Origin of the sequence: Pseudomonas sp. F(2018), assembly GCF_005508865.1 — a bacterium.
In the GTDB taxonomy this organism is placed as follows: domain Bacteria; phylum Pseudomonadota; class Gammaproteobacteria; order Pseudomonadales; family Pseudomonadaceae; genus Aquipseudomonas.
In genome coordinates this window covers 799,221-814,634 of record NZ_SCOM01000002.1, presented here as the reverse complement: position 1 = coordinate 814,634, position 15,414 = coordinate 799,221, and the positions used below count along the sequence as shown (strand labels likewise).

Below are 15,414 nucleotides of genomic sequence, written 5' to 3'. Positions count from 1 at the left end.
CCTCCAGACTTCGCAAACAGCATGAGCCGTTATCGACCACCCCGCACCGCCGGAACCCCGCTGATCACCCCCGAAGGCGAGGCGCGTCTGCGCGTCGAGCTGCACGAACTGTGGCACGTGCGCCGCCCCCAGGTGACCCAGGCGGTCAGCGAGGCGGCCGCCCTCGGCGATCGCTCGGAGAACGCCGAGTACATCTACGGCAAGAAGATGCTGCGCGAGATCGACAGCCGCGTGCGCTTCCTCACCAAGCGCCTGGAGAACCTCAAGGTGGTCGGCACCCAGCCGGCCGATCCGAACAAGGTCTACTTCGGTGCCTGGGTGACGCTGGAGGACGAGGACGGCAACGAGGCGCGCTACCGCATCGTCGGCCCCGACGAGCTGGACCTGAAGCTGGGGCTGATCAGCATCGACTCGCCCCTGGCCCGTGCCCTGGTCGGCAAGGCGCTGGACGCCGAGGTGCGGGTGCAGACACCCGGCGGCGAGCAGGAGTTCTACATCACCGCCATCGACTATCCGGCGCTCAGCGCAGGCTGATCAGCCCCTGGCGCGCGACCCGCACCAACTGGCCAATCAGCTCGTTGTTGACCGGCTGCGCCTCTACGCCGACCACCACCAGATCGAAGGCATCCGCCGGCAGACGGGCCAGATCCTGCGCGCTGGCGCCGGCGAAACGGATCAGGAAATTGCGTGCCCCGGACCACTGCTTGGGCCAGCCTTCCAGGCTCTTGAGCAGACGCGGTTGATGGCTGCCGACCAGCAACACATGCGGATGGCGATTGACCGCGGTACGCGGCAAGGGGGAAAAATACAGATGGGTGCGCGGGCAGCTCATGGATGCAGTCTCAGCCTCATAGTCCTGCCGGACTGCGGTGGGAGGCGACACCGGCCAGCGCTTTAGCGGTATTCGCCCAACCGGGCAGCGCCCCGCAAGTTGCTCTTAAATCGGCGCTATGGGGTGTGATCCTAAAAATGCCGTCCGAGGCTGTCAAGGTAAGCTCATGCTGCGACTGTTCTTCGCCCTGCCCTGTCCACCGTCGATCGTCGCCCAGATCGATGCCTGGCGCCTGCAGCTGGCCATCCCAGGCAGACCGGTTCCGAGCGCCAACCTGCACCTGACCCTGGCCTTTCTCGGCCATCTGCCCGAGAGCGCGCTGGCGCTGTTGGAAGAACTGCCGCCGCGGCTGCCATTGCGCGAACTGGCCTTCGACCTGCAGCTGGACCGCCTCGACTGCTGGCATGGCGGCCTGCTGCACCTGGCGCCCAGCCAGCCGCCTGCCGAGCTGCTGGCACTGGCCAGCGGTCTCGCTCGGTTACTCGGTGAAGTTGGACTGCCCAGCGAGCCTCGCACCTACCGCCCACATCTGACGCTGGCGCGCGATAGCTGCCTGCCGGGGCAGATCGGCTCGCCGCGCTTTGCCTGGCGGGCGGAGGAACTGGTGCTGTACCGGTCCGAGCAGGGTCGCTATCTGCCATTGGCGACATCGCCACTGGGCTGATCCGGTCAGCCCCAACAGAGCCGCCGGCAACGGTCACCCTCCCTGGGAGGGGGAGCGCCTGTTTCCCTAGGTAACAATACTTAACCGAAGCGGCAGCCTTTGAGCCATGCGGCCTGCGCCGCAAACGCCCGTTTAGAGCCTTTGTTCTAAATATGCCCTTATTGGCACAGATCATGCCCTTCAGCTCCTGCTGCAGTACCGCATCCAGGAGGGAAGCGGGTGGCTGACGCAAGGACGGATCACTGCCTATCTCACCGTTCGAGAGCACCCCATGAATAATAAGAAGACTCTGCTCGCCCTCTTTGTCGGAAGCAGCCTGCTGCTGTCCGGCCAGGCCGACGCCGGCCTGTTCGGCTCCACCGGCTACACCAAGACCAAATACCCGATCGTCCTCACCCACGGCATGCTCGGTTTCGACAGCATCCTCGGCATCGATTACTGGTACGGCATCCCGTCGTCCCTGCGTTCGGACGGTGCCAGCGTCTACATCACCGAAGTCAGCCAGCTGAACACCTCCGAGCTGCGCGGCGAAGAGCTGCTCGACCAGGTGGAAGAAATCGCCGCCATCAGCGGCAAGGGCAAGGTCAATCTGGTCGGCCACAGCCATGGCGGCCCGACCATCCGCTACGTCGCCGCCATCCGCCCGGACCTGATCGCCTCGGTCACCAGCGTCGGTGCGCCGCACAAGGGCTCCGACACCGCCGACTTCCTGCGCCAGATCCCGCCGGGCTCGGCCGGTGAGGCCCTGGTCGCCGGTATCGTCAACGGCCTGGGCGCGCTGATCAACTTCCTCTCCGGCAGCCCCAGCACCACCCCGCAGAATGCTCTGGGCGCCCTCGAGTCGCTCAACAGCCAGGGCGCGGCGGCATTCAACGCCAAGTACCCGCAGGGCATTCCGACCAGCTCCTGTGGCGAAGGCGCCTACAAGGTCAACGGCGTCAGCTACTACTCCTGGAGCGGCACCAGCCCGCTGACCAACATCCTGGACGTCAGCGACGTGCTGATGGGCGCCAGCTCGCTGACTTTCGACGAGGCCAACGATGGCCTGGTCGGCCGCTGCAGCTCGCACCTGGGCAAGGTGATCCGCGACAACTACCGGATGAACCACCTCGACGAGGTCAACCAGACCTTCGGCCTGACCAGCCTGTTCGAGACCGACCCGGTCACCGTGTACCGCCAGCAGGCCAACCGCCTCAAGCTGGCCGGCCTCTGAGCCATCGATCGGGGCCCGCTCGGGCCCCGATGTTTTTCTCCTGCCGAGTCTCGCCGTGAACAAGCCACTGCTATTGGCCGTGCCCCTGCTGATCGGGGCGGGCGTCGCCGCTACCCTCTATTTCAATCCGCTTGATCCACAAGGCCAGCCGCCTGCGCCGCAACAGACGCCGGCCGAGGCCCCCGCACCGCTGGCGCCGCCACAACCGGAGCAGGCAGCCCAACAGCCGCCGGCACTGACCGCCGGTATCGCCCCGCTACCGCCCTCCTTCGCCGGCACCCAGGTGGACGGCCAGTTCCGCGTCGACGCCAACGGCAATCTGCTGATCAGCATCGATATCCGACGCATCTTCGATTATTTCCTCAGCGCCTATGGCGAAGAGAGCATCAAGGTCAGCATCGAGCGCCTGCAGGCCTACGTGCGCAGCCAGCTCGACGAGCCGGCGGAGGGCCAGGCCCTGGCCTTGCTGGCCCAGTACCTGGACTACAAGCGCCAACTGATCCAGTTGGAGAAGGACCTGCCGCAGATGGCCAGCCTGGACGCCATGCGCCAGCGTGAGCAGGCGGTGCAGAACCTGCGCGTCAGCCTGTTCAGCGCCGAGGCGCACCAGGCCTTCTTCGCCCAGGAAGAGGCCTACAACCAGTTCACTCTGCAGCGCCTGGCGATACGCCACGACCAGTCGCTGAACGACCAGCAGAAAGCCGAGGCCATGGACCGCCTGCGCGCCGGGCTGCCGGAAGAGCTGCAGGAAATGGTGGTGCCGCAGCTGCAGGCCGAGCTGCGCCAGCAGACGGCCGCCCTGCAGGCCGAAGGCGCCAGCCCGGCGCAGATCCAGCAGCTGCGCCTGCAGCTGGTCGGCGCCGAAGCCACCGCACGCCTGGAGGCGCTGGACCAGCAGCGCCAGCAATGGCAACAGCGGCTCAACGGCTATCGCCAGGAGAAGGCCCGCATCGAAGCCAACAGCGGGCTCAGCGAAGCGGATAGGCAGAGCGCCATCGCCAGCCTGGCGGCGGAGCGTTTCGACGAGCGTGAGCGTCTGCGCCTGGAAGCCGCCGAGCAACTGGCCGAGAGTCGGGAGAAAAAGCTCTGAACGCAAAAAGGCCCGCAATCGCGGGCCTCCTTACTGGTGGGTCGGATCAGCGAGCGATGGCGCGATCCAGGGACAGCTTGCCGGCACCTTCGATGATCAGCACGGCGCTGATCAGGCCGAGGATCATGGCGTACTCGAAGCCGTTGTTGGTGATGAAGAAGCCGTTGGCCCAGTGCACGGTCACCGCGGCAACCACCATGGAAACCAGCAGGGAAACAGCAGCCGGGCGAACCAGCAGACCGACCACCAGGGCCAGGCCGCCGAAGAACTCGGCGCTACCGGCCAGCGCGGCCATCAGGTAGCCAGGGGTGATGCCGATGCTTTCCATCCACTGAGCGACGCCTTCCAGGCCGTAGCCACCGAACCAGCCGAACAGCTTCTGTGCGCCGTGAGCGGCGAAGGTCAGGCCGGTGACGATGCGCAGCAGGGTGATGCCGTAGCCGGCGTTGGAGGACATCAGGGTGGTGATCAGCTTGTTCATGTGCCAGTTCCTTGTGGAGGAGTTGTTTGGGTTGGTGAGGCACATATTATTCGAATTTAACGATCATGAAAGCGCAAATTTGCGCTTATAAAAATCAGATAATTCGATCAATCACTGCTGCTGAGCTTTTGCTTCTGCGGCTCCAGCAGAAAGCGTTCCCGGTCATAGGCAAGGTAATACTTGTTCACCGCGTTGACGTAGCTGACCACGCCCATGCCCATCTGCTCCATGGCCACCCGTTCCACCTGGAAGAACCAGCGATTGGGGTTCAACCCGCGGCGCCGGGCTTCGGCACGCAGGCCCTGCACGCGTTGCGGCCCCATGTTGTAGGCGGCCAGGACGAAGGCCATGCGCTCGGCCTCGGCGATCTGTCGGCTGGAGAAGAACTCGCGGCGAATGCGCGCCATGTAGCGGGTGGCGGCCAGCACGTTGTTGTCCAGCGCCTGAATATTGCCGACGCCCACGCTGCGCGCCGCCGCCGGAGTGATCTGCATCAGTCCGGTGGCACCCGAGGCACCCCGCGCCGCCGGATTGAGGGTGGACTCCTTGTAGGCCACGGCGGCCAGCTGCAGCCAGTCCAGGTCTTGCTTCTCGCCGTGCTTCTGCAGCACGCTGCGCACTCGCTCCAGACGTTGCCGGTCGGCCCGGGTCACTATCGGGTTGCGCACCTTGTAGGAACGCCGATAGACGCGCTGGAACGCCGAATCCTGATCGCTCGGCGCCCGGTAACCGGCAAGGAAACGGTCGACGCTGGCGCGCAGCATGGGTGATTCACGGCGCACGAACCAGCTCATGTCGCCCTTCTCGCCCACCACCAGCTGCCGTTCGATACGCAGCCCCGGCATGACCTTCTGCCAGCGCTCGGCGATCGGCAGCTCCACTGCCGTCCAGGGATAGATGCCGGCCTGCACCATCTCCAGCACATCCTCGACGGCCAGGCTGGAGTCGGCCCACTCCACCACTATCGGCGGCTTCTTGTGCTGGGCCAGTTGCTGATTGACCTCGCGCAGGGCATCGCTGACGGCGCTGCCCACCGGCAGCGTCAGGCTGCGCCCGGACATGTCCTGCAGCTGCTTGTAGTGGCGGTTACGCCGATTGCCCACCACCACCAGCGGCACGTCACTGCGGATCGCCGCGCTGGCGCTGATGCCGAGCCCTGGGTGGGCATCGAGCAACTCGCCGGGAGCCACTAGATCGCCCTCGCCCTTCTGCAGAGCGGCGACCAGCTGATCCTTGGGCTTGGGGATGATCTTCAAACGCAGTTCACGGCCATCACGGGCATTGCGGTTGAGGTACTGACCGAAGGCACGCAGGCGCTGGTATTCGAGGCCGATCGCCTGGCCCTTGATCTCGGCGGAACTGTTGCGGCTCTGGTTGACCAGCACACGCAGTTCGCCGCTCTTGCGGATCTCGGCGAGGTCGCGCTGGCTACCCGCATGCGGCAGATTGCCTCCCAGGCCGCTCAGACGAGCATGGGCCGGGACAATTGCCAGGCAGCAGAGCAGGAACAGCAACGCTCGCGTCATCGGACCTCCGGGTGAAACCGGGTCACGGCTTGGCCCGGTCGTCTGAGAGCATCCCGGCGACGGATGGTTCCGCCGCGAGGGGCGCGGAGGTTGGCACAGCGGCTTTCAATCCGCCAGCTCGAGCTGGTAATAAACATTAACAAGCATACATAACTACCTGTAATTACTTGCTTTATTACGGGAAGCAAGGCTCTGGTATGCTGCCCCGCTCGGCTTGTGAGGGTAGCACCATGCAACTCATCGACATCGGCGTCAATCTGACCCACCCCAGCCTCGCTCGGGAGCGTGACGCGGTACTCGCTCGCGCCCGCGCGGCCGGCATTTGCCAGTTGGTGCTGACCGGCACCAGCCTGGAAGAGAGCGAACAGGCGCTGAACTTCTGCCGGGATCTGGACGAAAGCGGCCTGCAGCTGTTCAGCACGGCAGGCGTGCACCCCCACGATGCCAGCCAGTGGGACGCCGACAGTGCCCGCCAGCTGCGCGCCCTGCTGGCGGAAGCGCCGGTGCGTGCCGTGGGTGAATGCGGGCTGGACTTCAACCGTGATTTCTCGCCGCGCCCGCAGCAGGAAAAAGCCCTGGAGGAACAGCTGGCGCTGGCCGTGGAGCTGCAGATGCCGGTATTCCTGCACGAGCGCGAGGCCGGCGAGCGCCTGATCGCCATCCTGCGCCAGTTCCGCGACCAGCTGCCGGCCGCGGTGGTGCACTGCTTCACCGGCGAGAAGGCCACGCTGTACAGCTACCTGGACTTGGACCTGCATATCGGCATCACCGGCTGGATCTGCGACGAGCGCCGCGGCACTCACCTGCACCCGCTGATGCGTGACATTCCGGCCGGCCGCCTGATGCTGGAGAGCGATGCGCCCTATCTGCTGCCACGCAGCCTGCGGCCGAAGCCGAAGAGTGGGCACAACGAGCCGGCCTTCCTCACCGAGGTGCTGCGCGAGGTGGCCCTGCACCGTGGCGAGAGCCAGGAGGCGCTGGCGGCGCACACCACCGCCGCAGCTCGGGCCTTCTTCGGGTTACCGGAGGTTTAATCGAATACCGTCGTGGTCTGCCGGCTCAGGGCCAGCAGCTGGCCGTCGGGCGTCCACAGCCGAGCGGCGATATGGCCATAGCCGTCGAGGGCATGTTCGATCTCGGCCCGGTACAGGCACCAGTCATGGGTGGTCAGGCTGGGGATCGGGTGAACGAACTCGATGGTCCAGGTCAGCGAGCTGCCGGGGGCCGGTGTGCTCAGGTGCGACAGCACCGCCGGCGGCCAGGCATCCACCAGAGCCAGCAGGTGGGCCTCGCTGACCTTGTCGTGACTCACGTCGCTGCGCAGGCGCACCCAGCCGCCCATATGGCGCGACGGGTTGTTGGTGAAGGGCATGCCGCCCTCGCCCCAGCGCATGGCCAGGAAGCGGGTGAACTCCGGCGTGACACCGGCCAGATAGGGCAGCTCCTGGCATTCTTCCACCGCCTTCATGGCCGGCGCCGCCTCAGCTTCCACGCGCACGGCAGAGGCACGCGAGGCGCCGAAGCTGCCCTGGGCCATGGCCACTACCGCGCCGTTCTGTACCGCGCGCCCCACCACCTGGCTGACCGACTTGCCCTCGCGCAGGATCTCCACCTCGAACGCCACCGGCTCGCCCATCAGCATGGGGCCGACGAAGGTGATGGACAGCGAGCGCACCGGACGCCCCGCCGGCACCTTGAGGCGCATCGCCTCGTAGACCATGGCCGCTACCAGGCCGCCAAAGGTGGCGCGCCCCTGGCCCCACAGGCCGGGAACGACGACGTGCTGCGGATGGGTGTGCACCGCGTGGATCAGTTCAGCGAAGGTCATGCGCAATCTCCTTTCATACAGACTGAAGCTTAGAGAAAAGCGCGCCGCCGCGGGAGGGACTGAGCGGCCAATTCAGCGGCGATATTGCCGAGCATTCAGCTCTGCGCCGGGGCTTGGGGGGAAATGCTCCAGCAGCGCCTGCAGGGCCAGATCGGCGTCGGCCTCGGCCTGCTGCAGGCGCTGGCGCCAGACTTCGGCGCAGGGCGCCAGGTCCGGCTCGGTGTGCAGGCGTTGCAGCCATTGCCAGTGGTCATGCCAGTCGCCAAGGGCGCTCTGGGCGTTACGCAGCGCCTTGGGTACCGCGGAATGCAGATTCGCACGTTGCGGCCAGGCCTCGTTGCAGTAGCGCAGGCGCTTGATCAGCAGGCGCAGACGGTGCCGGTCGTGCGCGGGGTCGCGCAATGCCTCGGCGAGCTGCCAGCCCTGCTTGCGCATGTATTTGCAAACCGCCTTGCCCCGGACCTGCCACTCGCCGCTGCGCACGGCCTGGCGCTGCTCCTCGGGCCAGTCGTCGAGCAGGATCAGCAGCCGCCTTAGCGGCAGACCTTCCAGCAAGCGCACGTAGCCATGCGCCAGATGAGCTCGCCGGCGCCGAGCGGCGAGTGGTTGACCGCGCCGCTGCAGTTCGCTCGCCAATACCTCGAGATCCCGCAGCGGGCCACTGGCATCACCCAGCTCCCCGGCTGCCTGTTCCAGGGCTGAGCATAGTTTCTCGCTGCGCAATGGCCGCAACAGGCTGCGTAGGCGGCGCAGGGCGATGCGCAGGTCATGCAGGGCCTCGTCGTCTGACTGGCTCTGCAGTCGGGCGACACAAACGAACAGGCGTACCTGCAATTCGATGATTCGCTCGCGCAGCTCTCGCTGGAGTTTCGCCATACCTAGCTATTCCTCCGCATACGCCAGGGCAGCTCGCGACGCAGGCGCCGCAGCAGAGCTTTTAGCTTTTCCGTCGACTGCGCCTGCCCCGCATAGCGCTGAGCCTCGAAGGCCTGAGCAAAGTCGTTAATTGCCTGAGCCTGTAACGGCATCAGCCCCGACGCCCGTGCAGCAAAAGCGTGCACGCCCTCTCCCTTGTCACGACGCACACCGTGCCGCAACAGCAAGGCCTCATAGCGCCGCAGCAACCGCTGCTGCGGATCGCGCTCGCGCTGCCAGGGTTTGAACAACCAGAGCGCCAGCAGGCCCAGAAGCAGTCCACCGCTGCCAACTATCACTAGGGCCAGACGCTGCCAATCGAGAGAGCCGAACCAGCGCTGCAGCAGCCCCAACTGCTGTTCGCTGCGGTAACCCAGCACCCAGCGTTGCCAGTTGTAGTTGATATTGTCCCAGGCCAGGCGAAGCTCATTGATCCAGCCTATATTGCGGTATCGCAATGGAGAGAAAGGCGAATCCTCAAGAAAGCTCTCGTCAGTAGCAAAAGCATCCTGAGCGCCCAAATCGATACGCTCAGGGGCCACCTGGAAAGTTGGATCAACACTGACCCAGCCCTTGCCCTGCTGCCAATACTCTACCCACGCGTGTGCGTCCAGCTGTCGAACCGACAGGTAATTTCCAGCGGCGTTCAACTCGCCGCCCTGGTAGCCGGCAACGACCCGCGAGGGAATACCGGCAGCCCGAAGTACGAAAACCATGGCTCCGGCGTAATGCGCGCAAAAGCCCTGGCGGGTCTGAAAGAGAAAGTCATCGATGCTGTTGGCACCCACTTGCGGCGGCTTCAGAGTGTAGCCATACGGCTCGCGATTGAAGTGCTGCAGCAACACCCTGACCAACTCAGTGGGATTGGCGTGCTCGCGTCTGAGCTGCTGCGCCCATGCCCTGCTCCGCGGGTCTCCCAGCTCTGGCAGTTGTAGCGTGCGACGGCGAATAGTTTCGGGAAGCTCCAGCTCCCGCAAAGCCTGAGGCCACGATTGCGCCCGATACATCAGGCTCTGCGTCACCGGCCGACGGGACTCCTGGCGGAAATCGTTGCGCTGCACGATGTTCGGTTCGTCGATCAACCCCACATCCAGGGTGAACAGCCACGGTCTGCCACTGGGCTGCATGACAATGCTGTAGCTCAGCGATTCCCCGCGGCCCGACCAGGCTGGCTTACCCCACTGCTGCGCGCCTCGGGACTGAGACCAGCGCCGGCCATCGAAAGACTCCAGCGTCAGGGCCCGCCAGTACAGCTCGCTGCGCTCAGGCATTACCCCGTCGAAACTGGCGCGAAAGGCTAGCGCTGGAGAGCGGCTCAGCTCGGCGATATCCGCAGGAGCCATGCTATCGGAAAGACCAGTCTTGCCTTGTTGTGGATTGGGCAGGCTCCATAGCGGCCCCAGTCGCGGAAAGAACAGGAACATCAAGAGCATCAAGGGTACGGCTTGCAGCATCACCGATGCTGCAAGCTTGACCGTCGCAGCAGGTCGCTCGGCCAAACTGCTCTGCTGCATGCCGATCAAGGCAGCCAGCAGCGCCGTGACCGGTAACAGGCTGTAGAGCGCCGAGAGCAGGCCATCGTCGAACAGGTAGCCGGTGACCACCACGAAGAAGCCAAGGAAGATCAGCACCAACGCATCGCGCCGGCTACGCAGCTCTACCAGCTTGAGAATGAAGGTGGCCACCAGCAGCAGCACGCCACCGTCCAGCCCGATCAGACTGCCACGGGAGAAAAACGCCGCGGCGCCGGTCGCAACCACCAACACGCCTCTTTCCAGTCCGGTCGGGAAGCGCGCCCGCATGCGGAACACCTGCACTCGCCAGCCGGCGCAGGCCAGCCATAGACCGATGATCCACAGCGGCAGGTGCAGCAGATGGGGCAGTATCACCAGCACCTGAGCCACCAGCAGCCAGGTCAGGGCGATACGCGGGATGGGTTGGATTGCCGTCATGACCGCTCACCATAGAGCGCCAAGGCCCGCAGGCACGCCTCGCGATGGGCATCGCCGAAGTCCGGCGCCAATTCCACAGCCGGCAAGCGCAACCCGTAGGGCTGCTGGCGGCCGTCGAGCTGCAGCACCCAGTAGCACAGGCGCGACAGGCGCTCCTCGGCATCGCCACCGAGGGCCTGGAAATCCAGCCACAGATCGCGCCCGGCCAGTGCGGCGAAGTCCTTGACCAGCAAACCCTGGCCCCGTGAGAAGGCCTTCCAGTGCAGACGGCGCTTCGAGTCGCCGGGCTGATAGCTGCGCAAGCCCTGATAGTCATCAGCGCCCTGCCCCGCAGCCTTGCGCCCCTCGTCCTCCTCATCGGCATCACCGCCAACGGCTAGCGGCAGGTCACCCTCGAGTGGGCGCGGATAGACCAGCACCGTCTGATCCAGATCGACCCAGCTCCACGCCACCAGAATTCCCAGGGGGAAGTGGCTCTCTACCCGCATGCGTTCCGGGCGCAGCCAGCCGCGACGCACAGCCGGCAGGCTCAGCTCGCACTCGCGCTGACCATTGGCCGGTACATCCATGATCTGCAACGGCTGCGGCGGCCAGCCAAGGCCAACGGCCTGGTGGGCGCGGCCATCGCTTTCCAGGCGCACCTTGAAGCGCGCCTGCTCGCCAGCGAACACCGCGCCGCTGGCCCCCGCCTTGAGGATCAGGCCGGCGAAATTGCGGTAGGTATGCAGGATGGCGACCACGAACACGGCCGCCAGCAGGAAGGTCAGGCCGTAGGCCAGGCTGTTCTCGTAGTTGATGCCGGCCAGCAGCATCAGCACCAGGGCGAGCGAGAACGCGGCCCCGACGCGGTCGGGCATGATGAAAATGCGCCGCTGGTTGAGCTGCACCTGCGACGCCGCCGGGATGCGCCGGACCACCCAGCGCCGCCAGCGGGCCTTGAGCGAAATCGGCAGCATCACACCGCCGAGACTTCGCGCAGCAGCCATTGCACCAGCGCGCCGCCGCCATGCCCGGCCGGGTCGGCGCGCTCGCGCAGACGGTGACCGACCACGGCCGGCAGCACCGCCTGCACATCTTCGGGAATCACGTACTCACGGTTGGCCAGGAAGGCCCAGGCGCGTGCCGCCGCCAGCAGCGCCAGGCTAGCCCGTGGCGACAGGCCCCAGGCGAACTGCGGCTCGCTGCGGGTGGCCTCGACCAGGCGCAGCACATAGTCGACCAGGGCATCGCTGGCGCGCACCTGAGGAATCAACGCCTGGATGGCCGCCAGTTCGCTATGGTCGAGTAGGGGCTCCAGCTTGGGCAACAGCTCACGCCGCGCCTCGCCCAACAACAGGGCTTTCTCCGCCGCCTTGGCCGGATAGCCCAGCGACAGGCGCATGAGAAAACGGTCCAGCTGCGACTCCGGCAAGGCGAAGGTGCCGCCGGAGCTGACCGGGTTCTGCGTGGCGATGACGAAGAACGGCTCCGGCAGTGGCCGGGTCGCGCCCTCGATGGTTACCTGGCCCTCCTCCATCGCCTCCAGCAGCGCACTCTGGCTCTTCGGCGTGGCACGGTTGATCTCGTCGGCCAGCACCAGCTCGGCGAAGATCGGCCCGGGGTGGAAGACGAACTGCCCGTTGTCCTTGTCGAACACCGAGGTACCGAGGATGTCGCCGGGCAGCAGGTCGGAAGTGAACTGGATACGCTGGAAGCTCAGCCCCAGCACCCGAGCCAGGGCCTGGCTGAGCGTGGTCTTGCCCATACCAGGCAGGTCTTCGATCAGCAGGTGCCCGCGGGCCAGCAGGCAGGTCAGGGCCAGGCGCACCTGCGGCTCCTTGCCCAGCAGCACCTGATTCACTTCATGCAGCACCGCATCCAGTTTCGTCCGCATCATTCGCTCCTGTTCGATCCGTCGATGCTACTGGTCAACACGGACCGGGCAAAGCACCGCGAAACAGTTGCTCATGAAACTGTGCGGCAGTTTAGAACCTGTGCAAAGTCACGCGAGCTAGAGCCAGGCTAGGCAAACACAGGCGAGGACGCGGAGTTTACGAGTGGTAAATGAGCAGTCCGAGCCTGTGTTTAACGACGCATGGCCGACGCGCAGCGACTTTGCGCAGATTCTCAGGCCGGGCGCTGCATATGGAAGACATCACGGGTGCGGATATAGCCGCTGCCGGCGAGGCGGCCGACCAGGTCGAGCCTGGCGGGGTCGATACGGCCATTGGCGTCGAGCACACCGTCGTCGACGTGGGCCAGCAGCACCTCGGCGAAGATTAGGTGGCAGCTCGGCGCCTGCCGAGGATAGGGCTGGATCTCCGCCACCCGGCACTCGAAGGCCACCGGTGCGCCCAGCACCCGCGGCGGCGCCACCCGCAGCGACGGCTGCGTGGCGATAGCGCAATGCAGGAACTCGCTGTGCCCATGCGCCAGGCTGGCCGATGAGGCGTTCATCGCTTCGGCCTGGGCCATGCCGACCAGCTGGATCACCAGCTCGCCGGTTTCCTGGGCATTGCGCAGTGTGTCCTTGAGGTTGCCGTCGGCGCGGTTGCCGACATTCACCATCAGGGTCGGCGGCTCGTCGCTGATCACCTGGAAGAAGCTGAACGGAGCCAGGTTGTCGACGCCCTCCCGCGAGCGAGTGGAAACCCAGGCGATCGGTCGCGGGGTGACGGTGGAGGCCAGCCAGCGATAGGCCTCCAACGGGGTCAGTGCGGTGAAGTCCAGCTGCATGTCAGCGCCCGGCGCGCGATTCGCGGATATAGAAGCGCGCCTTCTCGGCGTTCTTGGTGCAGCTCTCGTAGCCCTCGAACTGCTGCGAGGTCTTGGCCCCGGTCAGCAGGGTCAGCGCCTTGGAGTAGCTGACCGTGCCGGCGAAACCTTCGGCCTTGGCCAGGTCCAGTTCGCGCCAGGCGGCGTTCGATTGGCTGGCGCAGCTGTCGCGGTAGGCGGTCTTGGCCGCGCAACCGGTCAGGGCCAGCAGCAACGAGGCGATGAGGATGGTCTTTTGCATGATGTTCTCCTGAATGCTGGTACCGGCTTGGACGTCAGCGCAACGGCAAAGTGCCCGGTCACAAGGAGTCTGGATTCTAGTGCGGCCGCGAAAAATTAGCCGTTCAATTCTGCTCCTGCGCACGCTCCCCGCACGCCGAACAGAGTAAATGCCAGCTTGGCGCAACCGCTCTGGACGGGTATGTTCGCGGCATTGGTGGGGAGATCGGCAATGAGCAAGAGAGTGGCCCTGGTACTGGGCTCCGGCGGCGCACGGGGTTATGCGCATATCGGCGTGATCGAGGAACTGGAAGCCCGTGGCTACGAGATCGGCTGCATCGCCGGCTGCTCCATGGGCGCGGTGATCGGCGGCATCTACGCCGCCGGCAAGCTCAGCGAATACCGCGAGTGGACGGAGAGCCTGGACTACCTGGACGTGCTGCGCCTACTCGACGTCAGCTTCCGCCTCGGCGCCATCCGCGGGGAGAAGGTGTTCGGCAAGATCCACGAGATAGTCGGCGAGATCGACATCGAGCAACTGGCGATCCCCTACACGGCGGTCGCCACCGACCTCACCAACCAGCAGGAAATCTGGTTCCAGGAAGGCTGTCTGCACAAGGCCATGCGCGCCTCGGCAGCCATCCCCAGCCTGTTCACCCCGGTCATCCAGGGCTCGCGCATGCTGGTCGACGGCGGCCTCCTCAACCCGTTGCCGATCGTGCCGGTGGTCTCCAGTCACTGCGACTTGATCGTCGCGGTCAACCTCAACGCCCTGAACCAGAAGCAGTACAGCCTGCCGGTGATCGAGCGGCCGGCGGCGATCAAGGGCAAGATCGACCAGCTGATGGGCTCGATCAGCGCGAAGCTGCCGTTCCTGCGGCGCGACGACGAGGACGAAGACGAACTGCGGGCCGAGCCCGCGGCGCCCAACCCCTGGCTGGATGACAGCCGCGTGCCCAAGGCCACCGAGGAAGCCGCACCCAAGTCGGCCAGCGATTCCCAGGTGCTCGGCAATGTCGGCCCAGCCTCGCTGCTGGAGCTGGTCAACCAGAGCTTCGAGACCATGCAGACCTCGCTGGCCCAGTACAAGATCGCCGGCTACCCGCCGGACATCCTGATCAACGTGCCCAAGCGGGTCTGCCGCTTCTTCGAGTTCCACAAGGCGCCGGAGCTGATCCAGCTCGGCCGGCAGATCGCCAGCGACACCCTGGACAAGTACGAGCGCGACCACGCCTGACGCGTGGTCACTGCACCTCCAGCAGGCGGTAGCCGACCCCCGCCTCAGTGACGATGAAGCGCGGCGCCGCCGGATCGTCGCCGAGCTTCTGCCGCAGATGACCGACCACCACGCGCAGGTAGTGGCTGTCCTCGACATGGGTCGGCCCCCAGATGTCCTTGAGCAACTGCTGCTGGGTCACCACCCGGCCCAGATGCCGCGCGAGCATGGCCAGCACCGCGTACTCCTTGCGGGTCAGCGCCACCTCGGCGCCCTCCAGCGTCACCCGCCGATAGGCGAAGTCCACCTGCAACGAGCCGCTCTGCGCGGAGGCTTCCTGGGGTTCGCCGCCATTGCCCTGGCGCAGCAGCGCGCGCACCCGGGCGAGGAATTCCTGGATGCCGAAGGGCTTGGTCACGTAGTCGTTAGCGCCGCCGTCCAGGGCCTTGACCTTCTCTCCCTCGCTGGCCCGCACCGAGAGCACCAGCACCGGCACCTGCGACCACTCGCGCAGTTCGTTCAGTACCTGCTGGCCATCCATGTCCGGCAGGCCGAGATCAAGCACCACCAGGTCCGGGCGCTCCAGCGCTGCCTGGGCCAGGCCCTCGCCGCCGTTGCCGGCTTCGAGCACCCGATAGCCATGGGCGCTGAGGCTGATGCGCAGGAACTTGCGGATCTGCGCTTCGTCGTCGATCACCAGGATGGTCGTTGCGTTGCTCGCCAT

The 15,414-nt window shown here is 65.7% G+C and carries 17 protein-coding genes; 6 read left to right on the top strand and 11 right to left on the bottom strand.

Annotation, left to right across the window (positions count from 1 at the left end; translation table 11 throughout):
- Positions 1-21 precede the first annotated feature (21 nt).
- Positions 22-534 carry a transcription elongation factor GreB gene (gene greB, locus FFS62_RS11890; RefSeq protein ID WP_137973023.1) on the top strand — a complete coding sequence of 171 codons (513 nt, stop codon included), beginning with the start codon at positions 22-24 and terminating at the stop codon, positions 532-534.
- On the opposite strand, the gene FFS62_RS11885 is transcribed toward greB, so the two are convergent.
- A complete protein-coding gene (locus FFS62_RS11885) occupies positions 521-832 on the bottom strand; it encodes a class I SAM-dependent methyltransferase (RefSeq protein WP_137973022.1) in 312 nt (103 codons plus the stop codon). The genes greB and FFS62_RS11885 overlap by 14 nt on opposite strands.
- A gap of 166 nt (positions 833-998) precedes the next feature.
- On the opposite strand from FFS62_RS11885, the gene thpR reads away from it, so the two are divergent.
- From thpR to FFS62_RS11870, 3 genes are all read left to right on the top strand, one after another.
- Positions 999-1,496 (top strand): RNA 2',3'-cyclic phosphodiesterase, encoded by a 498-nt coding sequence (gene thpR, locus FFS62_RS11880; protein ID WP_137973021.1) that lies wholly within the window; start codon positions 999-1,001, stop codon positions 1,494-1,496.
- A gap of 271 nt (positions 1,497-1,767) precedes the next feature.
- Complete coding sequence (locus FFS62_RS11875; protein ID WP_137973020.1) at positions 1,768-2,709, top strand: triacylglycerol lipase; 942 nt, start codon at positions 1,768-1,770, stop codon at positions 2,707-2,709.
- Positions 2,710-2,764: 55 nt separating this feature from the next.
- A complete protein-coding gene (locus FFS62_RS11870) occupies positions 2,765-3,799 on the top strand; it encodes a lipase secretion chaperone (RefSeq protein WP_137973019.1) in 1,035 nt (344 codons plus the stop codon).
- Positions 3,800-3,845: 46 nt separating this feature from the next.
- On the opposite strand, the gene FFS62_RS11865 is transcribed toward FFS62_RS11870, so the two are convergent.
- Positions 3,846-4,280, bottom strand: coding sequence for a DoxX family protein (locus FFS62_RS11865; protein ID WP_137973018.1), 435 nt, complete (start codon positions 4,278-4,280; stop codon positions 3,846-3,848).
- Between the two features lie 107 nt (positions 4,281-4,387).
- On the bottom strand, positions 4,388-5,806 hold the full coding sequence (locus FFS62_RS11860; RefSeq protein ID WP_137973017.1) for a transglycosylase SLT domain-containing protein: 1,419 nt from the start codon (positions 5,804-5,806) through the stop codon (positions 4,388-4,390).
- 230 nt (positions 5,807-6,036) lie between these two features.
- Between FFS62_RS11860 and FFS62_RS11855 the strand changes: the two genes are divergently transcribed.
- On the top strand, positions 6,037-6,840 hold the full coding sequence (locus FFS62_RS11855; protein ID WP_137973016.1) for a TatD family hydrolase: 804 nt from the start codon (positions 6,037-6,039) through the stop codon (positions 6,838-6,840).
- On the opposite strand, the gene FFS62_RS11850 is transcribed toward FFS62_RS11855, so the two are convergent.
- The 7 genes from FFS62_RS11850 to FFS62_RS11820 all read right to left on the bottom strand — a co-directional run bounded on the left by FFS62_RS11850 (position 6,837) and on the right by FFS62_RS11820 (position 13,496).
- Positions 6,837-7,634 (bottom strand): acyl-CoA thioesterase II, encoded by a 798-nt coding sequence (locus tag FFS62_RS11850; RefSeq protein ID WP_137973015.1) that lies wholly within the window; start codon positions 7,632-7,634, stop codon positions 6,837-6,839. The genes FFS62_RS11855 and FFS62_RS11850 overlap by 4 nt on opposite strands.
- A gap of 72 nt (positions 7,635-7,706) precedes the next feature.
- Entirely contained in the window at positions 7,707-8,510 is an 804-nt protein-coding gene (locus FFS62_RS11845; RefSeq protein WP_137973014.1) for a CHAD domain-containing protein, read from the bottom strand.
- A 2-nt stretch (positions 8,511-8,512) separates the two neighbouring features.
- Entirely contained in the window at positions 8,513-10,501 is a 1,989-nt protein-coding gene (locus tag FFS62_RS11840) for a DUF3488 and transglutaminase-like domain-containing protein (RefSeq protein ID WP_137973013.1), read from the bottom strand.
- Positions 10,498-11,457, bottom strand: coding sequence for a DUF58 domain-containing protein (locus tag FFS62_RS11835; RefSeq protein ID WP_371920123.1), 960 nt, complete (start codon positions 11,455-11,457; stop codon positions 10,498-10,500). The genes FFS62_RS11840 and FFS62_RS11835 overlap by 4 nt, the downstream gene beginning before the upstream one ends.
- Complete coding sequence (locus FFS62_RS11830; protein ID WP_137973012.1) at positions 11,457-12,374, bottom strand: MoxR family ATPase; 918 nt, start codon at positions 12,372-12,374, stop codon at positions 11,457-11,459. Before FFS62_RS11830 ends, FFS62_RS11835 begins: the two co-directional genes overlap by 1 nt.
- Positions 12,375-12,607: 233 nt before the next feature.
- A complete protein-coding gene (locus FFS62_RS11825) occupies positions 12,608-13,216 on the bottom strand; it encodes a flavin reductase family protein (RefSeq protein WP_137973011.1) in 609 nt (202 codons plus the stop codon).
- Between the two features lies 1 nt (position 13,217).
- Complete coding sequence (locus tag FFS62_RS11820; RefSeq protein ID WP_137973010.1) at positions 13,218-13,496, bottom strand: lipoprotein; 279 nt, start codon at positions 13,494-13,496, stop codon at positions 13,218-13,220.
- Positions 13,497-13,706: 210 nt separating this feature from the next.
- Here FFS62_RS11820 and FFS62_RS11815 point away from each other — a divergent pair, with 210 nt between their 5' ends.
- Positions 13,707-14,711, top strand: a complete 1,005-nt coding sequence (locus tag FFS62_RS11815) for a patatin-like phospholipase family protein (protein WP_137973009.1) — start codon at positions 13,707-13,709, stop codon at positions 14,709-14,711.
- 7 nt (positions 14,712-14,718) lie between these two features.
- Here the strand turns inward: FFS62_RS11815 and FFS62_RS11810 are convergent, their stop codons facing one another.
- Positions 14,719-15,414, bottom strand: a complete 696-nt coding sequence (locus tag FFS62_RS11810; protein WP_137973008.1) for a response regulator — start codon at positions 15,412-15,414, stop codon at positions 14,719-14,721.